The 24,328-nt window shown below is 42.8% G+C and carries 22 protein-coding genes and 2 other annotated features; of the genes, 3 read left to right on the top strand and 19 right to left on the bottom strand.

The window, feature by feature from the left end; translation table 11 throughout:
* Positions 1-18 precede the first annotated feature (18 nt).
* Positions 19-597 carry a hypothetical protein gene (locus BN1765_RS15575; protein ID WP_050616004.1) on the top strand — a complete coding sequence of 193 codons (579 nt, stop codon included), beginning with the start codon at positions 19-21 and terminating at the stop codon, positions 595-597.
* A 356-nt stretch (positions 598-953) separates the two neighbouring features.
* On the opposite strand, the gene BN1765_RS15580 is transcribed toward BN1765_RS15575, so the two are convergent.
* Positions 954-2,153 (bottom strand): helix-turn-helix domain-containing protein, encoded by a 1,200-nt coding sequence (locus BN1765_RS15580; protein ID WP_050616005.1) that lies wholly within the window; start codon positions 2,151-2,153, stop codon positions 954-956.
* Between the two features lie 201 nt (positions 2,154-2,354).
* On the opposite strand from BN1765_RS15580, the gene BN1765_RS15585 reads away from it, so the two are divergent.
* Positions 2,355-3,980, top strand: coding sequence for a M4 family metallopeptidase (locus BN1765_RS15585; RefSeq protein ID WP_050616006.1), 1,626 nt, complete (start codon positions 2,355-2,357; stop codon positions 3,978-3,980).
* Between the two features lie 48 nt (positions 3,981-4,028).
* On the opposite strand, the gene BN1765_RS15590 is transcribed toward BN1765_RS15585, so the two are convergent.
* Positions 4,029-5,114 (bottom strand): M42 family metallopeptidase, encoded by a 1,086-nt coding sequence (locus BN1765_RS15590; RefSeq protein WP_050616804.1) that lies wholly within the window; start codon positions 5,112-5,114, stop codon positions 4,029-4,031.
* Between the two features lie 230 nt (positions 5,115-5,344).
* Here BN1765_RS15590 and BN1765_RS15595 point away from each other — a divergent pair, with 230 nt between their 5' ends.
* On the top strand, positions 5,345-5,710 hold the full coding sequence (locus tag BN1765_RS15595; protein ID WP_050616007.1) for a hypothetical protein: 366 nt from the start codon (positions 5,345-5,347) through the stop codon (positions 5,708-5,710).
* 5 nt (positions 5,711-5,715) lie between these two features.
* Here the strand turns inward: BN1765_RS15595 and BN1765_RS15600 are convergent, their stop codons facing one another.
* The 17 genes from BN1765_RS15600 to BN1765_RS15680 form a co-directional block, all read right to left on the bottom strand.
* Positions 5,716-5,967 (bottom strand): DUF1294 domain-containing protein, encoded by a 252-nt coding sequence (locus BN1765_RS15600; RefSeq protein ID WP_050616008.1) that lies wholly within the window; start codon positions 5,965-5,967, stop codon positions 5,716-5,718.
* A gap of 80 nt (positions 5,968-6,047) precedes the next feature.
* A complete protein-coding gene (gene rplT / locus BN1765_RS15605) occupies positions 6,048-6,407 on the bottom strand; it encodes a 50S ribosomal protein L20 (RefSeq protein ID WP_050616009.1) in 360 nt (119 codons plus the stop codon).
* A gap of 37 nt (positions 6,408-6,444) precedes the next feature.
* The gene (rpmI, locus tag BN1765_RS15610; RefSeq protein ID WP_050616010.1) at positions 6,445-6,645 is read right to left on the bottom strand and encodes a 50S ribosomal protein L35; all 201 of its coding nucleotides are present in this window, start codon (positions 6,643-6,645) and stop codon (positions 6,445-6,447) included.
* A 30-nt stretch (positions 6,646-6,675) separates the two neighbouring features.
* Positions 6,676-7,179, bottom strand: a complete 504-nt coding sequence (gene infC, locus BN1765_RS15615) for a translation initiation factor IF-3 (RefSeq protein WP_050616011.1) — start codon at positions 7,177-7,179, stop codon at positions 6,676-6,678.
* 71 nt (positions 7,180-7,250) lie between these two features.
* Positions 7,251-7,387, bottom strand: a sequence feature (ribosomal protein L20 leader region).
* Positions 7,388-7,529: 142 nt separating this feature from the next.
* Complete coding sequence (gene thrS, locus BN1765_RS15620) at positions 7,530-9,461, bottom strand: threonine--tRNA ligase (protein WP_050616012.1); 1,932 nt, start codon at positions 9,459-9,461, stop codon at positions 7,530-7,532.
* 112 nt (positions 9,462-9,573) lie between these two features.
* Positions 9,574-9,816, bottom strand: a binding site (T-box leader).
* Between the two features lie 78 nt (positions 9,817-9,894).
* Positions 9,895-10,737, bottom strand: a complete 843-nt coding sequence (gene ytxC / locus BN1765_RS15625) for a sporulation protein YtxC (RefSeq protein WP_050616013.1) — start codon at positions 10,735-10,737, stop codon at positions 9,895-9,897.
* A 319-nt stretch (positions 10,738-11,056) separates the two neighbouring features.
* On the bottom strand, positions 11,057-11,989 hold the full coding sequence (dnaI, locus tag BN1765_RS15630; RefSeq protein WP_050616014.1) for a primosomal protein DnaI: 933 nt from the start codon (positions 11,987-11,989) through the stop codon (positions 11,057-11,059).
* A 5-nt stretch (positions 11,990-11,994) separates the two neighbouring features.
* Positions 11,995-13,416, bottom strand: a complete 1,422-nt coding sequence (locus tag BN1765_RS15635; RefSeq protein WP_050616015.1) for a replication initiation and membrane attachment family protein — start codon at positions 13,414-13,416, stop codon at positions 11,995-11,997.
* Between the two features lie 176 nt (positions 13,417-13,592).
* A complete protein-coding gene (nrdR, locus tag BN1765_RS15640) occupies positions 13,593-14,051 on the bottom strand; it encodes a transcriptional regulator NrdR (protein WP_050616016.1) in 459 nt (152 codons plus the stop codon).
* Positions 14,052-14,409: 358 nt separating this feature from the next.
* Positions 14,410-14,784: an adenosylmethionine decarboxylase gene (speD, locus tag BN1765_RS15645; protein WP_050616017.1), complete on the bottom strand. Its 375-nt coding sequence runs from the start codon at positions 14,782-14,784 to the stop codon at positions 14,410-14,412.
* Between the two features lie 285 nt (positions 14,785-15,069).
* The gene (locus tag BN1765_RS15650; protein ID WP_050616018.1) at positions 15,070-16,104 is read right to left on the bottom strand and encodes a glyceraldehyde-3-phosphate dehydrogenase; all 1,035 of its coding nucleotides are present in this window, start codon (positions 16,102-16,104) and stop codon (positions 15,070-15,072) included.
* A 313-nt stretch (positions 16,105-16,417) separates the two neighbouring features.
* On the bottom strand, positions 16,418-17,023 hold the full coding sequence (gene coaE / locus BN1765_RS15655; RefSeq protein ID WP_050616019.1) for a dephospho-CoA kinase: 606 nt from the start codon (positions 17,021-17,023) through the stop codon (positions 16,418-16,420).
* Positions 17,024-17,050: 27 nt separating this feature from the next.
* Positions 17,051-17,692, bottom strand: a complete 642-nt coding sequence (ytaF, locus tag BN1765_RS15660; protein WP_050616020.1) for a sporulation membrane protein YtaF — start codon at positions 17,690-17,692, stop codon at positions 17,051-17,053.
* Positions 17,693-17,762: 70 nt separating this feature from the next.
* Positions 17,763-18,590, bottom strand: a complete 828-nt coding sequence (mutM, locus tag BN1765_RS15665; RefSeq protein ID WP_050616021.1) for a DNA-formamidopyrimidine glycosylase — start codon at positions 18,588-18,590, stop codon at positions 17,763-17,765.
* Positions 18,591-18,614: 24 nt separating this feature from the next.
* Complete coding sequence (polA, locus tag BN1765_RS15670; protein WP_050616805.1) at positions 18,615-21,233, bottom strand: DNA polymerase I; 2,619 nt, start codon at positions 21,231-21,233, stop codon at positions 18,615-18,617.
* Positions 21,234-21,762: 529 nt separating this feature from the next.
* Positions 21,763-23,535: a two-component system histidine kinase PnpS gene (gene pnpS / locus BN1765_RS15675; RefSeq protein WP_050616806.1), complete on the bottom strand. Its 1,773-nt coding sequence runs from the start codon at positions 23,533-23,535 to the stop codon at positions 21,763-21,765.
* The gene (locus BN1765_RS15680) at positions 23,532-24,248 is read right to left on the bottom strand and encodes a response regulator transcription factor (RefSeq protein WP_050616022.1); all 717 of its coding nucleotides are present in this window, start codon (positions 24,246-24,248) and stop codon (positions 23,532-23,534) included. The genes pnpS and BN1765_RS15680 overlap by 4 nt, the downstream gene beginning before the upstream one ends.
* Between the last annotated feature and the right edge of the window lie 80 nt (positions 24,249-24,328).

A 24,328-nucleotide genomic window follows, 5' to 3' on the forward strand; every position in this document is an offset into this window, starting at 1 on the left:
AGAAAAGGAGAATAGAGCATGCTTAAAACAACAATTGCAGGGGCAACATCTTTTGTCGCAGGAAGCGCACTTACGCTAGCATTGACTTGGTCTGGAGCGGAAGATTTAAAAACAGTGGAACAAACAGCTCAATCTTTTCAGGAAAAAACAATACAAGTGATTAATAAGTATAAATCGCTTCAAACAGCAGCCATTCATTTAGAAACCGAATTAAACAACAAAGAATCGCTCAACAACCAATTAAAATCCGACTTGAATAATGTAAATGCTCAACTAACTAAACTAAAGAACGAGAATGAAACATTTCAGGCTAATAAGACAGATGCTGCCATTCAAATTGATGACTTGAAACGTCAACTGGAAACAGCGAATTCTACAATCTTAGAATTAGAAAACAGGAAAAAAGAGCTTGAAGATGAAAATAATCCTTTACGAGCGGAACTAGACCAAGCAAAAGCATTGATCACCGAACTTCAAGAAAAAGCTAAGAACACCTCTAAAGAAAATATCCAAAGCGAAACACCTAAAGCTAATGCTGAAATCCCTCAAGTAAGCAAAGACTACCGAGCTAAGCATAGAAATCATAAACAAGCCTGATGAAACAGTTTCTGATGGTGTTTTTACAGAATAAAAGTAAACCACAAATAGACCTAAAGATTTCCAAACCATTTTTTAGATCTATTTGCGGTTTACGCTATGGACTTCATACTTATACTCTATCAAATTGGAACGGCAAAGATTTACCGGACCCTCCATTGATTTCATTTAACCATTGCCTTTTCTTCCCTAGAACATATATTCATGCCCTCTAAAAATCACATCTGTTGATGAATAGTCGGCAAAATAGGTTCATTAATCGGTCCCATCACATCTACTAGCAAAATGCTAACTATTAGAGTAGTCGCAACAAACAAGAGTTTTACAAACTTCATCACAATCTCTCCTTCGCAAAATTAATAAATTATTTTTTCCTGCACAGCATGATGATCATTGGTTAGCTTTTTTTGATATTCAGAAAGAAGAAAGACATGTTGGTTTTCATCCAAAAACGGAATGGCTGTTTCGTCTAAAAAACGCTTTAATTTATTCATTTTTCTGAAAATTAAATAGTGACTGATCTTAAATCGAATATAATTCGCTCCTTTCATTTCAATATTTCTCTCAACTCGTTCCAACACTTCAACCGCTTTTTGATGCTCATTGGTGAATATATAAATATTGGCCATATTAAGCAATGTTGCAATATACCATTCATTTTGGCTATTGGCCGAATATCTTATGCTGGCTTTATAATACTCAATCGCCTTCTCGCAATCATTTTGGCAATTGTGGAGAAACCCTCTATTATGAAGGATCATTGCTGTGCGTTTACCATTCTTTGATAATTGGGAGGAGTTTAACAACCGATCAAACAACATTTCAGCTTCCCCGTATTGGCCGTTGACTGTCAATTGGATAGCAATTAATAGTTGGGCATCTATCATTCTGAAAAAATTATTGTCTAGCTCAAACCGTTTGAGTGCGACGTTGGCATAATGGATGGCTAAAGCTGAATGATGCAAGTGGCTGTAAATTAATGATTTATAATAGAAAAAATCTGAGGCTTCCAGGTAGGCAGGATGTTCTGTTGTTTGCAGTTCCTTAAATATGGACAAAGCGGCCGTGAATTTTCTCTCTTTTATTAAATATAACGCAAAAAAATATTGGAATAAATAGGTCTCATGTTGGGAAAATTTTCTCTTCGATTTTTCAAGGTTTTGGATGCACACAGAGGCAAGCGCCGCCTGATCCATCAACAGATAGTATCTAAGTTTATAGAGTTCATATATATAGGCCAGGTTCGTACAGGCGATAAAATCTTCTCTCCCATGCAGTTGCTGGAATAGATGCGTTGCCTTCTCCTCGTGCATATTCAGCACACTCTCTAAAAATTGCTGCAGTAGATGTTTGATTTCTTCTATTGTTGATTTCTCCGTTTCCAACTCTACTCCGAGCCTCTCAAAAAGCAAACTCAATGTTTCCATGCTTCCTTCTTTCGAGCCGTTTTCAATCTTGCTCAAATGGGTGATTGAACAAATTCCCCTGCATAAGGTTTCCTGTGTTTTATGCTGTTTTTTTCTGTGGAAATATACTAATCTACCGAAAGATTCCATCTATCATCACCCCTAAACGATATATGAATCTACCCTTCTTTTTCCCAATACCAATTATTACATTTTTGATTATAGTAATTATAAGAGGAATTCATCTATTTGACTACAAAAATAAAAAATTCCTTTTATTATTTTTAGAGAAGGAGGGGAGACGGAGGAAAGCTTCAAAAATAAAAAATAGTAGAAACGGAGTTGAAGAATGTGAAAGGAAAAATCGTAACAAATGTTGTCCTATCTCTCGGTCTGGCTGTTCTCGCACTTCCACAATCACACGTTTTTGCTGCCAATGAAGTCATGAAGGTCGAACAATACAATACAGAAAGAGACTCGATGGAATTCTTGTCCGGCAACCTGACAGAGCCTTCCTCCCTGGATCCGGAAACCATATTATTCTCCTTCCTGGACAAAAATAAAGATTCATATAAGCTGGGAACAAAAAGTGCACAGGAATCGTTTACCGTCATCAAAAAAATGAAAGATGAATTAGGGAATACTGTCTTGAAGCTGCAGCAAATGTACGAAGGCAAGCCTGTATGGGGGTTCACCCAATCTGCTGTGATCAATGACAAAGGCGTGCTGAATGTTTTTTCTGGAACAGTTGCCGCCAACCTTGATAAAAAGCTGGACAGTATCTCTTCCCAAAAAGGAATAACGGTCGCACAAGCGCTTGCGATAACCGAGAAAGACCTTGGCTTTGTTCCAACTTATGAACAAAAACCAGATACAGAAGCTGTTATTTATACGGAAAATGATAAAGCAGATACGGCCTTTAAGGTTAATCTGAATTTTCTTGACCCCCAGCCCGGAAATTACTTCTACTTCATTTCCACCAAGACAGGGGAGATCCTCAATAAGTTTAATGCCATTGACGAAGTGTCCGGAAGCAACTCCGTCGGCACAGGCAAAGGCGTTACCAACAACACCGTATCTTTGAATACAACCCTTTCTAATGGGAAGTATTATTTGCAGGACAATACCCGCGGCAACGGCATTTTCACCTATAATGCCAATAATAAGGCTACCTCGGGCACTTTATGGTCTGACAGCGACAATATTTTCAATGCCTCCTTTGATGCTCCGGCAGTGGATGCCCACTACTATGCAGGAAAAACCTATGATTTTTATAAGAGCACATTCAACAGAAACTCCTATAATGGCAGCGGAGCAGCACTGAAGTCAACTGTCCATTACAGTAATAATTATAATAATGCCTTCTGGAACGGCTCCCAGATGGTATATGGCGATGGTGACGGGTCCACCTTTATCCCGCTTTCAGGAGGACTGGACGTGGTAGCGCATGAATTGACCCATGCTGTTACTTCGGCTGAATCCAACCTGATTTACCAGAATGAATCAGGCGCCTTAAACGAAGCGATTTCTGATATATTCGGAACGGTCATCGAACATAAATATCAGCCTACCAAAGCGGATTATGATATCGGAGAAGATATCTATACACCTTCCATAGCTGGCGATGCATTGCGTTCCATGGCCACCCCTACTCTCTACGGCGATCCGGACCATTACAGCAACCGGTATACGGGTTCATCAGATAATGGCGGCGTCCATACGAATAGCGGTATTATCAATAAGGCAGCCTACTTGATTTCCAAAGGAGGCACACATCACGGCGTCTCTATACAAGGAATCGGCATCGACAAACTTGGGGCTATTTTCTACCGCGCCAATACCGTCTATCTGACTTCCAACTCTACGTTCGCCCAAGCCAAAGCTGCTTTGGTCCAGTCTGCTGCTGACTTATATGGGACAAGCAGTACAGAAAAAGACACAGTGACAAATGCATTCAAAGCTGTAGGCATCAATTAAGATAACCACTCAAAAAGCTCAGCGCCATTTTAGCGCCGAGCTTTTTGTTTATTCAAACGTAATTTTATTAACGGTTTCCCGGTCCAAACGTTTAATGACTTCTGTAATCAGTTTCACGGTGTTTTCATAATCATCACGGTGCAGAACAGCTGCATGTGAATGGATATAGCGGGTAGCGATCGTGATGCTTAAGGCAGGCACGCCATTAGCAGTCACATGGATGGAGCCTGAATCTGTCCCGCCGCCAGGCATAGCATCGAATTGATAAGGAATATTCATTTCATCGGCCACGCCGGTTACGAAATCACGAAGGCCTTTATGGGATACCATGCTGGCATCATACAGGACGATTCCCGGCCCCTTGCCAAGCTTGCCCATCGCTTCTTTTTCCGTTACTCCCGGTGTATCTCCGGCAATGCCCACATCAACAGCGAATGCCAAGTCAGGCTGCACTTTAAAAGTTGCCGTTTTGGCACCGCGAAGCCCTACTTCTTCTTGAACAGTCCCAACGCCGTAAACGATATTCGGATGCTGTTCCGTCTTCAGGTTTTTCATCACATCGATAGCGATTGCACAGCCGATGCGGTTATCCCATGCTTTTGCAAGCAGCATTTTAGGATTGTTCATGACAGTGAATTCAAAGTATGGAACGACCATATCGCCTGGCCGAACACCCCATTCTTTTGCTTCTTCAGCGCTGGATGCACCAATATCGATAAAAATGTCTTTTATGTCTACCGGCTTTTTGCGTGCTTCTGCACTTAGAATATGAGGTGGTTTAGAACCCATGATGCCGGTCAATTCACCTTTAGCCGTAAAAATGGTCACTCGCTGAGCAAGCATTACTTGGGACCACCAGCCGCCGACAGTCTGGAAATAGACGAATCCTTTTTCATCTATGCGTGTCACCATGAATCCTACTTCATCCATATGGCCTGCGACCATAATCTTGGGGCCGTTTTCATCTCCCGTTTTCTTGGCAATCAAACTGCCCAACCCATCTGTTACGATTTCATCGCTGTATTCTTTTATGTATTTTGTCATCACTTCTCTGACTTCTTTTTCATTGCCTGGTATACCGTTTGCATCTGTTAAATCTTTCAGCATCGTTAGTGTTTGGTCTAATTGTGCCATCATTCATTACCTCCCTTTTCAAACTATTCTCATTATACTACTTACCAGCATTCAACTGCTGCTGAAATGTCTCTTAATTTCTTTCCGATCTGCTTTTTTATTTTGGCTCTTTATGCACAGAACCATCCACAAGAAAGCACACCCTTTTTCCAACCAGAAAAATGAAACCCTTTCAGCTCATATACGTACTTATACTAAACGATTGTCCCATATTTTCAAAGGAGGCTACAATGGTTTTTCTAATGCGCATTGCGTTGATTTTTCTACTGGTATTCCTACTGTACAGCATTATGTCTTATATTGCCAGCCCGGACAGAAAACTGCTTGCAGCCAAGCGGAACAAACAGTTCTTTCTGCTTGATGATCCAGCCAATCCCCTAAAAAATCTTTTCCTCACCTATAAAGGCATCTTATTTGAAGGTGAGAAATACATAGATTCTCTTCATTCTGGAAAAGTCGTAACCATTCATATTTGGCATTGCCGCCATAAAACAATCGACAAGCTGTCACTTCCTGATCAGAAAGTGATCGAACGGGCGCTGATAGACGTCTATCCAGAAGCGGAGGTCGAGTGGAAAAATATCCACCCTGACTGACATGCCTAAGAAATGGCCAATGCGATCGCTAATTGAAGCAGTGCCAGCATGGGCAAGCCAATTCGAAAGTTTGTATGTCTTGTCTTGTGGCGGAAAATAAACATCCCGCAAACAGCGCCGGGCGCTCCACCGATCCAGGCCAGCGTCCAAAGCGCCGCCTCCGATATTCGGTATTTCTTTTTCCTTGCTTTCGCTTTATCGATACCCATGGCAGCAAAAGCGACCAAACTGGCCAGCATCAAATACATCCACGCCATCTTTCTTTCCCCTTTCCTTCTACTCCGATGAAAAAAAGCCATTCCCGCTAGAGAATGGCTTTTTCATTGCCTGAAGGCAATTATTTATCTAAATGTTTTTTTGCAGTGTTTGCTAATTCAGTGAATGCAGCAGCATCAGCAATTGCAAGATCAGCTAACATTTTACGGTTAACTTCGATACCAGCAAGCTTCAAGCCGTGCATTAAACGGCTGTAAGATAGGCCGTTCATACGAGCAGCTGCGTTGATACGAGTGATCCAAAGTTTGCGGAAGTCGCGTTTCTTTTGGCGACGGTCGCGGAAAGCATACATTAGAGATTTCATTACTTGTTGGTTAGCAACTTTATATAATGTATGTTTTGAACCATAATAACCTTTAGCTAATTTAAGAACTTTTTTACGACGTTTGCGAGTAACAGTACCGCCTTTTACACGTGGCATGTATTTCCCTCCTATATAGATCGCTACGAACGATTAATTACTTAAGATTGTCTAACATATGGCGAATACGTTTGTAATCGCCTGCGCTTACAAGACTAGCTTTACGAAGTTTACGTTTTTGCTTTGTAGATTTGTTTGCAAATAAGTGGCTAGTATATGCGTTTGAACGCTTAAGCTTACCAGATCCAGTTTTTTTGAAACGCTTTGCAGATCCGCGGTGAGTTTTCATTTTAGGCATACGGATTTCCTCCTCATTACAATCTAAAAATTACTTTTCGTTTTTGGGTGCTAAGATTAAGAACATGCTGCGTCCGTCCATTTTAGGAGCTTGTTCTACAGTAGCCAATTCTTTGCACTCTGCAGAGAAGCGGTCCAATACGCGCTGTCCGATTTCTTTATGAGTAATCGCACGACCTTTAAAGCGAATAGATGCTTTCACTTTATCTCCCTTTTCAAGGAACTTATGAGCGTTGCGAAGCTTTGTATTAAAGTCATGCTCATCAATTGTCGGGCTCAAGCGAACCTCTTTCAAACTGATGATCTTTTGATTTTTTCGCGCTTCTTTTTCTTTCTTTTGCAGCTCAAAACGGTATTTTCCGTAGTCCATAATACGGGCTACAGGAGGTTTTGCGTTTGGAGCAACCAGCACTACATCAAGATTTACACGAGCGGCAATATCCAGAGCTTCGAATTTTGTCTTAATGCCCAATTGTTCACCGTTTTGGTCAATGAGACGAACTTCGCGGGCACGGATGCCCTCGTTTACCATCATGTCTTTACTAATAGTTAGCCACCTCCAAGGTTTATTTCCGAATACATCATTTAAGTTACGAAGAACATAACCGCATTAAAAAAGTGTGGATGCTACTGCACCCACACGTATGATTACTAATAAGACGAATGTCAAATAGAAAACCAATAACCTGTAAACTACTGCAAAAGCGTTAGCAGGTGAGAAGCGGGTGCTCCTTCTTTTCTCAAAGAAGTATTCAATTTAATACCTTAGAAATATAACACAGAATGTCCTGTGTGTCAAACACAAAACAACTGCCTTAACAACAAAACTTATATTATCAAAGCTGCGGCATTTTTGCAATAGCTTTTTTAATATTATTTCGTTGCTTATCGTGATACCTCTGTAGTAATCCTGTTCTTGAACTCTTCAAAAGACACAGTTTCCGATTTTTGTTCGCCGTATTTCCGTACATTGACAGCTTGTTCTTCGACTTCTTTATCACCGACTACGAGCATGTAAGGAATTTTTTGCATTTGCGCTTCACGGATTTTATAGCCAATCTTTTCATTGCGCTGATCAAGATCTACACGCAGGCCTTCCGCTTGCAGCTGTTCCCTTACTTTCATCGCATAGTCCAAATGTACATCTGGCGATACAGGGATAACCTGAACCTGTACAGGAGCCAACCAAGTAGGGAATGCTCCTTTATATTCTTCAATCAGGAAGGCCACAAAGCGTTCCATTGTAGAAACGACGCCACGGTGGATAACGACCGGACGATGCGGTTTGCCGTCTTCACCGACATAAGTTAAGTCGAAGCGCTCAGGCAGCAAGAAGTCCAATTGAACAGTAGACAAAGTTTCTTCTTTGCCAAGTGCTGTCTTCACTTGAATGTCTAGTTTAGGGCCGTAGAAGGCAGCTTCCCCTTCAGCTTCGAAATACTCAAGGCCAAGGTCGTCCATTGCCTGCTTCAACATGCTTTGAGCCTTTTCCCACATTTCATCATCATTGAAATACTTTTCAGTATCTGCCGGATCGCGGTAAGAAAGTCGGAATGAATAATCATTGATATTGAAATCTTTATATACGGATTGGACAAGCTGTACCACTCGTTTAAATTCGTCTTGGATTTGATCCGGACGGACGAAGATGTGTGCATCATTCAGCGTCATTGCACGTACGCGCTGTAGGCCGGATAGTGCTCCGCTCATTTCATAGCGGTGCATCATGCCAAGTTCAGCGATACGGATCGGCAGTTCCCGGTAACTGTGGATATCGTTCTTATACACCATCATATGGTGAGGGCAGTTCATCGGACGAAGAACCAATTGTTCGTTTTCCATTTCCATCACTGGGAACATATCTTCTTGATAGTGGTCCCAGTGCCCTGATGTTTTGTACAAATCGACGCTTCCAATTACAGGTGTATAAACATGGTCGTAGCCAAGTCGTTGTTCTTTATCCACGATATAGCGCTCAATCACGCGGCGGATTGTCGCACCTTTAGGAAGCCACATCGGCATCCCTTGTCCTACTTTTTGCGAAGTAGTGAACAAATTCAGTTCTTTTCCTATTTTACGATGGTCGCGCTCTTTTGCTTCTTCCAATAGACGCAGATGCTCAGCAAGGTCCGCTTTCTTGAAGAAAGCTGTTCCGTATATACGTTGAAGCATTTTATTGTCGCTGTTTCCGCGCCAGTATGCCCCGGCTACGCTCAAAAGTTTGAACTCTTTCAATTTGCCTGTTGACGGAACATGCACGCCGCGGCATAGATCAATGAAGTCCCCTTGCTCATAGACCGTCACTTTTTCATCAGCTGGGATTGCCCCGATCAATTCCACTTTATATTCATCATCCTTGAATAGCTCAAGCGCTTCTTCACGCGTTACTTCTTTGCGGACAATTTCAATATTTTCATTGATGATTTTTTTCATTTCCTTTTCGATAGCGGGGAAATCCTCAGTCGAAATAGGCTGGTCTACATCAATATCATAGTAAAAGCCGTTATCGATTACCGGGCCGACCCCAAGTTTGACGTTGTCTTTCCCGTAAATGCGCTTAACAGCCTGAGCCAATAGATGGGCTGAGCTGTGGCGTAGGATTTCCAAAGCTTCCTTAGAATCGGGTGTAATAATTTCAATAGATGCATCCTCTTCGATCGGACGCTTAAGATCGTATAGTTCTCCGTTCACTTTTCCAGCCAGTGCTTTTTTCTTCAAGCCTGGGGAGATGGAGGCTGCGATTTCTTCAGTCGATGTTCCTTGGCCAAACTCCTTGACAGATCCGTCAGGGAAAGTGATTTTCAGCATTTCAGACATTATGTGTTCCTCCTTTTTTATGTCAGTTTGGATATAGCTTGCTCTTAGGAAGCCTGGTCCAAACCCATTAATAAGATGTCGGGCACAATATAAAAAAGCCCGCCCCTGATGATCCAGGGACGAGCTGATATGATAAGTTAACCCGCGGTTCCACCCATGTTTTATCCGAATAACAGACGGATAACACTTTAGAGAACTGATAACGGCAGCTTCCGTCAGCCGATACTTGCCACAGGCGTTCACAGCTGAAGTTCAGAGGCGGTAAACAAATTGCCGGAATAGGAAGCTTTCAGCAGGGCGCTTCCCTCTCTAAAGACCGTCCACAAATCGCTCTTGTCCTCATCATTACTTTTCTTATATAGTGCTTTGTTATGTAAAATATTATAAGTTGTTATGTGTATAAAAGCAAGGGACGTTATTTGTTTTTTCGCTTTTATTTCTGAGGGTACCGGCTTTCTGCAAAAGCGGATAAGGGGCAAATCCTGACCCTCTCCTCAAAAATGCTTTGGATGGTGCGCAAAATGGCCTGATCTTTAGCATCGCTGTAGATGGACAATTGCTCCGGAGCTATGGAAATCAACGGTGCCAATACATGCGAGTCGATATACATCGGATAATCGGAGAACAGACGGCGATCGGTATATGAAACCAATTCTGCCCTGACAATTTCACTGAAGGATTCATCAAAGAACGTAAAGTGCTCTCCATGGACCACATGCAGCTGCTTCTTTTTGGGCGTGACCGAATGCATGAAAGAACGCAATGTATGGATAAAATTCAAGTATTCCTGCTCCATCTTATATTCATCTATGGCTGTCTCTACATAAGAAAGCAGGCTTTTCATAATCCGCCGTTTCCGAAAGGTGAGAAATGAAGAGAATGAAAATGATACTTCCCGTTCCAGGACTGAATCAAGGCCGGCTTCGATACTTTTTTGGAGAGAATGCCAAAAAGCGTGGTTGGCATCATTTTCAGCCATAATCAGCATCATCGCTATGTCCACGATCTGGTCGCATTCCTCTTGTTCTCTATAAAAAAACGCCTCTTTGACAATTTGATGAAACCATTGGGATACCAATTCATCTTGTATATAACAAAAAAAGGCATCCTGCAGCAAATAAAGCGCATCCCGCTGCCGATGGAAAGGCAGCGTAATGACAGCTTGCTCCTGATTGTATTCAATATGTGAAAGCAACTGTTCATTGCTCTTTTTCTTTCGGCATCTATCCATGAATAAGTCCGCTTGTTGTACGGAATCAAAACTGATAGCAACCAATCGTACCCCCCCTTACACATGTTCTCTATATGTATATGGACACGTTTTCCGGTTTAGAAGGAAAAAGGGAGGCGGTGAACATAATATTTCCTAAGGCTTCCGGGCGCAGAAAGAATAAACAAAACATAAGAAAAACCAGTATGAATAGATCCCCTCGCGCTGGTATCCTGCAAAAGGATCTATAATAAAGACATACTTAACACAAAAGAGGCAGGCAGAATAAGGTTATCCCCTTTTCTCCATGGCTGTTTGCCCACGCTGACCCGCTCCCTTCGTTTAATTTCACCGTAAACAAAAAACCGCTGGCACCCAGCGGTTTTTAATTCCGTTTATTTTTCCCATTAAGCAGATAGGGTACAGACAAAGTACGGATTCTTTCCATAAGCCTTGCCGCTTTCACCTCTTCTTTTTCGCCTCTCTGCGAATAGGTCAAATGATTTTCAAGTTGTTTGAAATCAAAATTGCTAGTAAAGAAGGTCGGCAGCTGATCCGCCATGCGATGCTGCAAGATTGGGCCCAATACTTCATCACGGGCCCAGCTGGTCATTGTTTCAGCACCGATATCATCCAGCATCAGCACGGATGCTTTTTTTACGTATTCCAACTTCTCATTTAGCGTATTGTCTCCGATGGACGATTTGATTTCCCGCAGGAAGTCCGGAACATAAACCAATAAAGAAGAAATCCGTTTATCTGCCAGGTCATTAGCGATCGCACCAAGCAAATAGGTCTTCCCTACGCCGAATGAGCCATGGAAATATAATCCCTTAGGTTTCTTGCCGGACATATAATCATCGATAAAGGCATCTGCCGCATCAACAGCCTTCAGTTTCTCAGGTGTATCTATATCGATTTCCGCAAGCGTTGCTTTTAAGATATCACTAGGAATATAAAGGCTTTGAATCAATTTTTCTCTGTCTTTCCGGCTGTCTTCCTTTATTTTTTTCTCACAGCGTTCATAAAACAATTCAATTCTATTACCCTGAAGCCCCAACTTTGGAATATACCCCTTCATCATGTTCTTGCATTGCGCCAGGCTCTCACATTCCGAACAATCATGTACCTGTGTCGTAAACTCATATAAGTCCATTAAGCTTTTCTCCATCATTTCTTCCGATATGGAGGAACTGTTCTCCTTGAGGAAAGCAACCACATGCGGGTGTGACAGCGTCTCTTTTTTCAGTGCTTCATATCTTTTGGCGAATGAGCCTGTATGGGTGAGCTTGGATAAAGATTGATCAATTTTTTTCAAATATATCACCCTTTTGCTTTATATTTTTTCTTCAACCTAGCCTGAAGCTTTTCTCTTTGAAGGGCAAAATCTCCATCTTCCCTCGGAGGTTGGTTTGTTTCTTTTCCTTGCTTGCCCTCGCCTTCTTTGGCCTCCTTCAGCCATTCAGGCACCATTTCGGTACGGACACGCTTCTTGCTGTTATATGATTTCCCATTATTTTTTGGAAGGTTGTTTTGTGATTTTTTATATTCGCCACGGGCCAGCTCCATCGCCTCTTTAACGGTCTTCACATCTTTGCGCGCCCATTGGCCTGCTATCGACGTGACATACGCTCTCGTAAATTTCATGTCATTGATGTTCATGACAAAATCAATCAACACGTTCATAACACCCGGCAACAGTTTTTGCTCGAGCATAATCTCTTCAACAATTTTCAAGTCGTTGATGGTCGGTTCAGCTCCATTGCCATATTGCCGTAACAATTCTCTGGGCGAAATCGTTTCGAGATGGCGGATGAACTTATCTTCCTGCGTCTCTTCCCCGCCTGCAGATTGTCTGTATTGCATAGGCTGGGTCTGTTCGGCAAGAGACGGATATTCCTCGCTATATTCAATCTGATACCAACTTCTGGCCGCTTTCCGCAATTCTTCTTCATCAATTTCGTCTTTTTCGTTCATGGCCCTAATCACAATCGTTTGCATAGCAAGCGGATTAATGCCATATATGTAGGCAAGCTTCGCAATGGTCTCTTTGATTTCTTTCGTGAAGGCTTTTTCCGAAACCAATGATGCCTTTAGGCCGGCAAAGAACAGAGGAAAATCAAAGGTATCCATAAAGCCGCCGAGCTCTTGCTGCTGCACAGCCGATATAAATGATTGTCCCTGTTCTGGTTCAAGGTCAGGTTTGGATTCTTCCGATATATAAAGCCCATTGGTCATATGGGAGGAAGCAAATACCTCTGTGAACGATTTAGTAACCTCTTCAAATTGGCCATGATCAAATTGTTCATCGCAAAAAAATTGTTTCAGCTTAGCGAATTGCGCTTTTCCCACTTTTTTATACAAATAAATATTGAGCATACCATCCGTAAAAAACTGTTCCGGCGACAAAGGGGCCATTAATTCGTACACAAAGGAAGCCTCTTCCTCCTGTACCCTCTTAAAAACCTTCAATAACCCTATGCCTTCCAATTTAATGCGGGCCTGGAATATATCATTCAAAGGGATATCCAGTATATTCATGAGATTATAATGATTGGTTTCATGGGACCAAAGCTTATTGTTTTCAAGTTCGCTCCACAATGTCATATATAAGCTTGTGCTTAAAGGGCCAATCAAGGGTTGATAGAGCATCGTAATGATCTTCCGGTCATAGTCACCCAGTATTCCCTTGGTTGTTACCCGGTATTGATCGACAGGGAGCAATTGCTGCCAATGATTCATCATCAATACTCAAACCTTTCAAAACAGAGCGCTAGATGCTCTATGCTCTGCTTGCGCTTTTTCTTTACTTTAAATGTATGGTTCTGATCGCCATACAACTAAAACCCTTAAACGGGGCAGCGGCTTTCAACCGCTCACCATCCCCTAGCTGTTTAAAAAAGCCCCCACAGCTTCAGCTCTTAATGGTCCTTCTTTATAAGATCCTTCAACTCTTCAATAAATACATTAATATCTTTAAATTGCCGGTAGACGGAAGCAAATCGCACATACGAAACCTCATCAATTTTCGCTAGGCGGTTCATTACCTTCTCTCCAATGATTTCACTGTTTACTTCGGAAAGCCCGCTGCTTCGCAATTCCTTTTCCACATCCATCACCAAGTCCTCTAGCACTTTGAAGGGAACCGGCCGCTTCTCACACGCTTTGATTAAACCGCGCATGATTTTATCTCCGGAAAACTCTTCTCTTGTTCCGTTCTTTTTCACAACAATCAGCGGTGTTTCTTCCACTTTCTCGAATGTGGTGAAGCGAAAGCCGCAGCGTTCACATTCTCTCCGTCTTCTTGTTGAACGGCCTTCATCAATCGGGCGCGAATCAAGCACTCTCGTCCCATTATGTTGACAGCTCGGACATTTCATTATATCAACTCCGTTATTTCTTAGTCGGCTTTATATCATTTTGTCAGATGTTGTATTGTATCCTTATCTTATAAAAAACAGGCTGCTTTCACAATAGCAAAACATACAGCCCCTATCAACCAGAACCGATGATCTGGTATTAGAATCCCCTGTTGAGCGTCTGTAGATTCTATTGTACACAATATTCTTGCCTTACGTGCAGCCAAAGTTTCACGCCTATCTAAAACTGAAAAGGATCCTTTGGCAAAAAGCAAAAAACCCATCCCAAAAAGGGGGACAGGTTCGATTTATAGAGACAAAAAATGAATACAAGCGCATATAAAAAAGAGGTGCAAAGCCACCTCTTTGTAGGTTTCGTTTAATAAGCCTTCGCTTCACCGACAACAATCGGACCCTTGCCACGGGGAAGTTCCACGTTTTCGCGCGTTTCCGCCCCCAATGCATCCGCAATATAATTAGCAGCCACATTCGGATTTAAATCCCCGCATGTATACACATCGATACTGGCATATCCATGTTCCGGAAAACTGTGGATTGTCAGGTGCGACTCCGAAATAATCACTACGCCGCTTACCCCTTGAGGCGCAAATTTATGAAAAGCCACCTCACGCACTTCAGCACCGGACCTTAATGCCGCTTCCACGAAAATCTGTTCAATCTTCATTACATTATTCAGTTTTTCAAAATCACAGCCCCAAAGTTCCGATATCACATGTCTACCCATTGTTTCCATGTCATATTTCCCCCTTTAACATTTTTAAGTTTCTCAATGAAAAAGTTAAAGACAATCATAACTACCACGGGGGAAAGTTAGTCCAAAGAGGTCCTAACCCTTTAAGTAGTTACTGTGGCTTCTGATAAAAGAAGTTCACGAAGAATAGTATAAAGGTTGAAGGAATATATTTCAATATTTTTAGTATAAAATGTAAAATTCCACAGATATCTCTATTGCAGTTGAGCAGGGTAAGGCCGGAGCCAATGAAAAGCCCTTCTCACCAATGGAGAAGGGCGCTTTCTATTAAGATTTAGCAGGCACCTGATTCAATGTATGCAGTTCCTTTGCTACATAATTCGTCAGGTCGGCTACTCGGCATGAGTAACCCCATTCATTGTCATACCAGGCTAAAATCTTAGCTTTATTTCCGTCCATCACCATCGTAGAAAGGCCGTCGATGATAGCTGAGTGCGGATTGGTATTAAAATCGATTGAAACGAGCGGTTCTTCTGTATATTCAAGGATATGTTTAAGGGAACCATGTGAAGCTGCAATGAAAGCCCCATTCAGATCATCGACAGTGACTTCTTGTTTTAGATCGACTACCAAATCAACCAAAGAAACATTGGAAGTTGGCACACGAAGCGCCATTCCATGCAATTTGCCCTTAAGCTGCGGCAAAACAAGTGACAGCGCTTTCGCCGCGCCTGTAGATGTCGGTATGATGCTTTGCGCACAAGCTCTGGCTCGTCTTAAATCTTTATGGGGATTATCAATATTTTTCTGGTCATTTGTATAGGCATGGATGGTCGTCATCAATCCATTGACTATGCCGAACTGTTCATCGAGCACTTTTGCGACTGGCGCAAGGCAATTAGTCGTGCAAGACGCGTTGCTGATGACCGAATGCTTAGTGATATCGAGCGTTTTTTCATTCACACCCATCACAATGGTAACGTCTTCATTTTTGCCCGGGGCTGTCAATATGACCTTCTTCGCCCCTGCATCTAGATGCAGCGCTGCTTGGTCACGGCTATTAAACTTGCCTGTCGCTTCTATAACGATATCTATATTCATTTCTTTCCAAGGCAACTCTTTCGGATCACGGTTGCTAGTTATAGCAATTCGATGGCCGTTGACCAACAATGCCTGATCCTCCACTCTAACATCCCCTGGAAATTTGCCATGATTCGTATCATATTTAATTAAATGTGCCAGAGTTTCTGCCGGGTAGAGCGCATTGATTGCCACGATATCCACTTGATCATCCAGCATCATTTTTCTAAATACCATTCTCCCGATCCGTCCAAACCCATTGATTGCAATTCTAGCCTTCATTTTTCGGCCCCTCCCGAATTAATGTTATACTTTTTATGTTCGTATCGTTATTAGTATAACATATTAACGACAGATTGTGAGCATAATATGTTTAAAATGTAAATTTTTTCTTTTTTCTCCATCCCCTTTTCTATCGTAATCTGTTTTGTTAGCACGATAAGAGGACAGCCTCATAAAAAAGAGCCGCATCGCTATTCATCTGCGGCACGCCTCTCGTTTTGTATTGATCCCACCCTAACTGGCGCTAAGGCTCGATTCGTTCAATTGATCATCGGCAAGGAATGAACGAACCCCCACCGACCAACATTTCACTTTATTGTTTACTGATTCCCCATTGGTTTAAAAGCGCATTCAATTGGTGTTCCGTTTCTTCAATGGTTCCATTATTATCAATGACTGCATCTGCTTTTTCCTTTTTGTCAGCCAGCGGCATTTGAGACTCGATCCGGGCATTTGCTTCTGTTTCCGAAAGCCCATTGCGGTCCATAAGCCTTTGCAGCTGCACATCCCGGTCCACATAGACAAGGATGGACAAATCGACTGTTCCCTGCAATTTACTTTCGAACAGTAGAGGAATATCCATGAATACGACAGCTTCCCCCCTCGCAAAAGCTGCATCACGTTCTTCATTCATGTAAAGGCGGACAGCCGGATGGACAATCCTGTTCAAGATAAGCCGTTCCTGCTCATCATGGAATATGATACCACCCAATTTGGCCCTATCTATCGTTCCATCGCTTTGCAAAATATCCGCTCCGAAATGATCGACCACTTTCTTAAAGGCATCTTGCCCTGGTTCAACGACTTTCCGGGCAGCCACATCGGCATCGACGACTGTGTAGCCCATACTGGAAATCATGGAACTGACAGTGCTTTTGCCCGAAGCAATTCCGCCTGTCACTCCTATTATTTTTTTCATCTACAGGCAATCCTTTCACTTATGAGATTACTTCCATTTTAATATACCGATTAAAATGAGTAAAATTCCAGGCAAAAGAGAGAGCCTATTAATCCATAGTTGATAGGAAAGCTTATGGCCGAACACCATGCCCATTTTCAGCAAGGTCGCTCCCATAATACCGACAAAGACAGCCAATAGGAAGGGAGAATACCCCAGCATCGCAGCCCCGACCCCAGCTCCGAATGAATCGAAGGATAAAGCAAGGCCCAGAAAGATTGCTTCCATGCCGACAATTGTCCCTGACCGGTCGATATCGGCAGCCATTGGTTTTTTTAGAATATTGATTGCAATACCGAATGCTTTTACTTCAAACGAAGCGATTACTTTATCTTCCGCCACTTCTTCTTTTTCATGGTTACGGCTGCGGAAAGTCTGGAAGGATATCCATATTCCCATGGCAATCAAAATGCAGCCCCCGAATCTGGCGGCAAAGGAAGGCGATAAGAAATGGCTGAGCACTCCGCCGATTAGCATACTCAACAAAAAGGTCGTTGCGGACATGGCAGCTATGATAAGGATTGAACCTAAAGGAATTTTCATTTTTCTGAGTCCGTAAGTAAATCCTACACTGAAGCTATCAAGACTGACAGCTACAGCGAGTAAAGCGAATGCAAAAACGTTTGACATACAAAAAGGCTCCCTCCCTACAATCGAATACGATAGTATATGGAGAGAGCCTATGGATGGTAGCTAGTCTTTATTTTTTTTGGCAATTAGGGCAATAGTGTGTGCCTCTGCCCGCTACTCTAATTTTATCAATATGGGAACCACATTCTGTGCACAATTCACCGGCACGGTCATAGACCAGCAATTGTTGCTGGAACATGCCGATTTGCCCCTGTGAATTTAAATACGTCCGGATGGTGCTGCCTCCCTGTTTAATCGCTTCGGCAAGGGTTTTCTTAATTTGGTCGACAAGTATGTCTATTTCTTCAGGCTTCAAGGATGAAGCAGGTCTTTCCGGATGGATTTTGGCGCGGAAAAGCGATTCATCCACATAGATGTTTCCGACACCTACGACCACCTTCTGGTCCAGAATCACCGCTTTGATGCTTCTATTCGTCCGCTTCAAAGCACGGCTTAGATACTCGGGCGAAAATTCTGCCGAAAGAGGTTCCGGACCCAGCTGCGATAAAGGCAGTTGTCCTTCTTCCTCCCCTTTCGGAAATAGATGCATCGTGCCAAATTTGCGCACATCCTTATAGCGTAGTTCCGTTTCATCTTTAAAAGAGAAAATGACATGCGTATGCTTGTCCAATTCATCCTCTTTCTTATACACACCATATTTGCCCTCCATGCGCAAATGGGAGACAAGTGTGTAATCGGTCAGATAAAAAAGAAGGAATTTGCCTCTGCGCCCAACCGCCTCTATCCGCTGTCCCGGTAATTCCCTGGCAAACTGTTCGTGGTCCTTTGGCTTTTTGATTATATTAGGCCAATGGATGGCCACTGCCTCTATTTCTTTCCCGATGACCAGTTGTTCCAACGTCTTTCTGACGGTTTCTACCTCTGGAAGTTCAGGCATATTGTAAATCACTTCCTAATTCATCTATTTTGCATCGTACCAAGTCGGTCCGTAAGCGTAATCGACTTTCAACGGCACATCCAATTCGATGGCATGCTCCATTACTTCCGGCACGATGATTTTCAGTCTTTCGATTTCTTCCGGCGGTGCTTCAAAGATCAATTCATCGTGCACTTGCAGCAATAGCTTCGCTTGGAGCTTTTCTTCCTTCAGCCGCTCGCTCATGGAAATCATGGCCAGCTTGATGATGTCGGCCGCGCTCCCTTGGATAGGCGTATTCATTGCCGTTCTTTCTGCGAATCCCCTCAGATTGAAATTCCTGCTGGTGATATCAGGAAGATATCTCCGCCGTTGCAACAATGTCGTCACATACCCTTTTTCCTTCGCTTCCATTACAATATCGCTCATATATTCCTGCACGCCAGGGAAGCTTTGCAGATATTTATCAATAAAGGAGGCCGCATCTTTTCTGGTAATCCCCAAGCTCTGCGACAAACCATAATCGCTGATTCCATACACAATTCCAAAGTTGACAGCCTTTGCCTGTCTTCTCATATTGCTCGTCACTTCATCAGCGGATACCCCGAAGACATCCATCGCTGTTTTTGTATGGATATCCATATCACTGCGGAAAGCATTGATTAATCCTGGATCCTTGGCAATATGGGCCAACACTCTCAGCTCAATTTGTGAATAGTCCGCTGCGAATATGGACCAGCCTTCAACGGATGGAACGAACGCCTGGCGAATTTTCCGGCCTTCTTCAAGGCGAATCGGTATATTTTGCAGGTTGGGATCGGTTGAACTTAACCGGCCTGTCTGGGTCAATGCCTGGTTAAAGCGGGTATGGATTTTTCCTGTTTTAGGATCAATCACCTTCAGCAACCCTTCAATATAAGTAGATTGCAATTTGCCCAGCTGCCGGTATTCCAGGATATGTTTAATAATATCATGCTTGTTTTCCAGCTTCTCAAGCACATCAGCAGAAGTGGAATAGCCTGTTTTGGTCTTTTTGATGACAGGCAGGTTCAATTTTTCAAAAAGGATGACGCCAAGTTGCTTCGGAGAATTGATATTGAATGGTTCTCCGGCCAGTTCATAAATCTGTTGCTCGATATCGGCCAATTTAAGCGCCAACTCTTTCTGCATATCCTGCAAGGTCTGCTCATTCACTTTGACACCGGTAATTTCCATCTCCGCCAAAATGAGCGACAATGGCAATTCCAAATCATCCAATAGTGAAATCTGTTGATTGGCTTCCAATTCTTCCATCATCTTTTCCTTCAATGCGCAAATAACCTTGGATTTTAGCCCGATGTGCTTAGCAAGCTGCTCTGTTGGAGGAACCGCCTTCTTGGCCCCTTTTCCATAGAAGGATTCATCGCTTTGCATATTCATTGCTAGCTCTTGCTTGGCAATAGCGGCCACATCTTCCCCATGATTTCCCGGATTAAGGATGTAAGAGGCTACAAAGACATCAAAATCGATGCCTTTCAGTTCCACACCGCGTTTATGCAGCGCAACTACGGAACGTTTTGCATCGTATACCGTTTTCTTGAAGGAGCTGTTCGCCGCCCATTCTTTGAATGCATTGGATTGCACGGCCAGACCGGCAGGGATATAATACGTTTCTTTTCCGTTGTAAAGGCTTATTCCTACAATATCGGCACGTTGATAATTGTCTTCGATTATTTCAATATATAAACCGCAATGCTCACTGAACAGGTTTTCCGTGATTTCTTCCACAATCGTTACATCTGTCTCATCGTATGCAACGTCTTCATCTTGGGCTTGGCCTTCTCCCATCTTATCAAGCAGTGAATTGAATCCAAGCTCTTTATAAAAAGCGGTCAGCTTAGCCGCATCATAGCCTTCATAGACTAACTCCTTAACCTTTACTTCAACCGGCGCTTCCCTTGTAATGGTAGCGAGCTGTTTGGATATGCGGGCAAGCTCTTGGTTTTCAGTCAATTTCTCCTTCAGTTTCTTGCCGGAAACTTCATCGATCGATGCCAGCACCTGTTCCACGCTTCCAAACTCATGAAGCAACTTGAGGGCGGTCTTTTCCCCCACTCCCGGAATGCCAGGGATGTTATCGGACGTATCCCCCATCAATCCTTTCATATCGATGATCTGTAAAGGGGTCAGTCCATACTTTTCCTTGATGTGTTCAGGCGTGTAGCTCTCAATATCAGTGATTCCTTTGCGTGTGATGCTCACCGTTGTATGTTCGGAAGCCAACTGGGTCAAGTCTTTATCTCCAGAAACGACAATGACGTCGAATCCGTCTTTTTCCGCTTCCAAGGACAGAGTCCCAATAATATCATCCGCTTCATAGTTGGGCAATTCATAGCGTTTGATTCCATAAGCATCCAATAGTTCGCGGATAAACGGGAATTGTTCCGATAACTCAGGAGGCGTCTTTTGGCGCCCTCCTTTATATTCCTTGAATGTTTCGTGGCGGAACGTAGTCTTCCCAGCATCAAATGCCACAAGAATATGCGTCGGTTTATCCTCCGCGATCAGTTTGTTGAGCATCATCGTGAATCCATAGACCGCGTTGGTGTGGACTCCTTTATCATTATTTAAAAGCGGTAGCGCAAAGAAAGCGCGGTACGCGATACTATTGCCGTCAATCAGCATTAATTTTTTCTTCAACAATTTGTCCTCCCTTTTCCCTATTACTTAATTGGCACCCAGCAGCCAAAACAATGAATTTTATTCGTTCAGCATGGCAATTAGCCATACCCGTAAGAAGCCGTTCGATTCAACCGGCCGCCTGGAGGCTGGGCACTCCTGACGGCACTTCCCTGTATGTAAATGTTATCCATCCGTTTGTTATAGCATGTCTTTCCTTCCATTTTATCATGTAATGGCCAACAAAGAAAAACACATCCCTCGTTCAGCTGATTCCATTCCAATTGGCGCTATCACTCCAAATGAAAAGATGTGTAAAAGAAGGAGCGTAAGGCATGAACTGATTCGTTTAACGAATGATAAACTGGAGATCCCTGATTCTTCTATCGATCTTTACCGGCATAACGCAAAAAAGCAAGGACGGGGTCATGTCCTTGCTTTTTCTATGCTCCTTGGATGAAGGGGTCTTTCCTCTATTAAGTATAAAGGTTGAATGTAAAAGAGAAATAAACGGCATGTAAAGGCTTTGTAAACCTTATTTCATTTTCCGCTGCTTTTTTACAAACTTCACACAGAAAGTTGTCCCTTCCCCAGGTGTGCTTTCCACTTCCAATATTCCTTTGTGGGCTTCAACCAAGTGTTTTACAATGGCCAGCCCAAGACCCGTCCCTCCGGAATTCCTGCTTCGGGCCCGGTCAACCCGATAAAAGCGTTCAAAAATCCGGGATATTTCCTTTTTCTCAATCCCGATTCCAGTGTCACGCACGTATATGGAAGCATAATGGTCGTCTTCTTGGACAGTGACCCATACTTGCCCTCCGGCAGGCGTATAGTTGAATGCATTACTGATTAAATTAATCAGCACCTGCTTTAGTCTTGACGGATCGGCATCAATATAAATAGGACGGCCGCTCGCTTCCACTGTAAAGGCCAAGTCTTTTTTCTCCGCCTTCCTCTTGAACATCTGGCCGGTTTCCTGCACCAATGCATTGAGATCTAATTTGGCTATAGAAAGCGAAAACTCCTGTTTTTCAATTTTAGAGAGTTCCAGAAGCTCTTGTATCAACATTTGAAGGCGATCGCTCTCATTGAGGATAATGGTCAAAAAGGCCCTTAATGTCTGCTGGTCCTTTAAATCACCATCCAGCAATGTCTCTGAAAAACCCTTTATGGACGTAATCGGCGTCCGTAGCTCATGAGATACATTCGCAACAAAATCCTGCCTCATTTGCTCCAGTTTTTTTAACTCTGTAATATCGTGGAAAACTAGCACAATTCCCTTCCATTCATCATTAGTCCCGATAACCGGAGCTCCGTATACTTCAAAGTGCTTGCGTTCGATTTTAAGTGAGAGCCGCATCTGTTTTTTGATGCTTTTCTCAGTCATAAAAATGTCTTCTATAAGGGAAATGACTTCATCGAATGGCAGCGCCTCATAATAAAGCCGGTATAGGAATACCGATGGAGATACATTGAATAAGTTTTTGTATGCCTTATTCATCAGGGTGATGTATCCTTTGCTGTCAATCAGGAGCACCCCGCTGCCGATGTTTTCGATTAATGTGGAAAGTCTGTCTTGCTGCATTTCCCGGGAAGTTTCCATTTCCTGCAGATTGCGGGCCAGAATATTAATGGAGGTGGTTAGCATCTTCATTTCATCCGTAGGGTTTTCAGGAGTCCTTGCCCGATAATTGCCTTTTGCCAATTCGATGGCTGTATTCGTTGCAGCTTCTATAGGAGTTGTAAACCGGTTGAACAATTTGCTGATCATTAATGAAACCAAGACCAGGAAAAACAAAAGCGCTCCCGTCAATATCAGCCAAGAAAACCCATTAAGCTGGCGGATATCATGCCACTGTGCAGTGATAACGGCATACCCTTCCAGAACTTTTGCTTCATCATACAGAGGTTTCCCAAAATAATAGATAGGGAAACCTCCCTTCATTTCGATGAAATCCTCTCCAGTTTTGGCGGTTATAAGCTCCAAGTATTTATGATGATTGCTTTCAGTCACTTTAGAAGGCAGGTTGTACTGGTAGAGAATACGGCCATCAGGATCAATCAATGTCAGACCATCATCAATAAGATGGAGGCCGTTTGTTACTGTTTCCCTTTCCAATACTTTTTTCATTCCGCCCTGTTCATCTATATAGGATGCAGCCTTTTCCGCTTGCTTCTTCCCGGAAGAAATGAATTCTTCCTTATCATAAGTGCCGAATAGCTGCATCAATAATAGGCCGAAACCTACTATACTCACAATAATCAAGGAAAGAACCGCAAACAACAGCTTGGAACGAAACTTAATCACCACTCTTGAGGCTCCTCGAACTTATAGCCCAATCCCCTGATTGTTTTAATATATTTTGGCTTTCTTGTATCCTGTTCGATTTTCTCACGCAAGTGGCTGATATGGACATCCACGATGCGAGTATCGCCTGCAAAATCATAATTCCAGACAGTGCTGAGAAGCTGGTCTCTCGTATGGACACGGCCTTTATGCTTCGCAAGATACAAGAGCAACTCGAATTCCTTAGGAGTCAACTCCAGTTTTTCATCACGGAAATAGGTCTCGTATTTTTCAGGATAGATGACAAGTTCGGCGATCCGTATGGAGCCATCATTGTTTTCCTTTTCCACGGATGCAGGTTGAGGAGTATGTGATCTTCTCAAAATCGCTTTTATCCGCGCTACTACTTCCCGTGGAGAGAAAGGCTTTGTCATATAATCGTCCGCGCCGAGTTCAAGGCCAAGGATTTTATCCAATTCATCATCTTTGGCTGTCAGCATCAATATTGGAACATTTATTTTGCGCTGCCTCAATAGTTTGCAAACTTCGATTCCATCCAATTTCGGGAGCATTAAATCCAATATTAGCAGATGCGGTTTTTCTGCCATTGCCTTTTCAATCGCTTCTTCTCCATCCATTGCTGTAATTACATCATACCCTGACTGCTCCAAGTTATATTGAAGCAGAGTAAGAATTGACTGCTCATCATCTACTACTAGGATCTTCTTTTGCATAACTGCCTCCTGGACATATATTTACCCCAATATATAAAGACCCCTCATTATATATCTCTTTATAAGCATGGTTGACTTTC

Source organism: Bacillus testis, from assembly GCF_001243895.1.
Lineage (GTDB): Bacteria > Bacillota > Bacilli > Bacillales > DSM-1321 > Bacillus_AD > Bacillus_AD testis.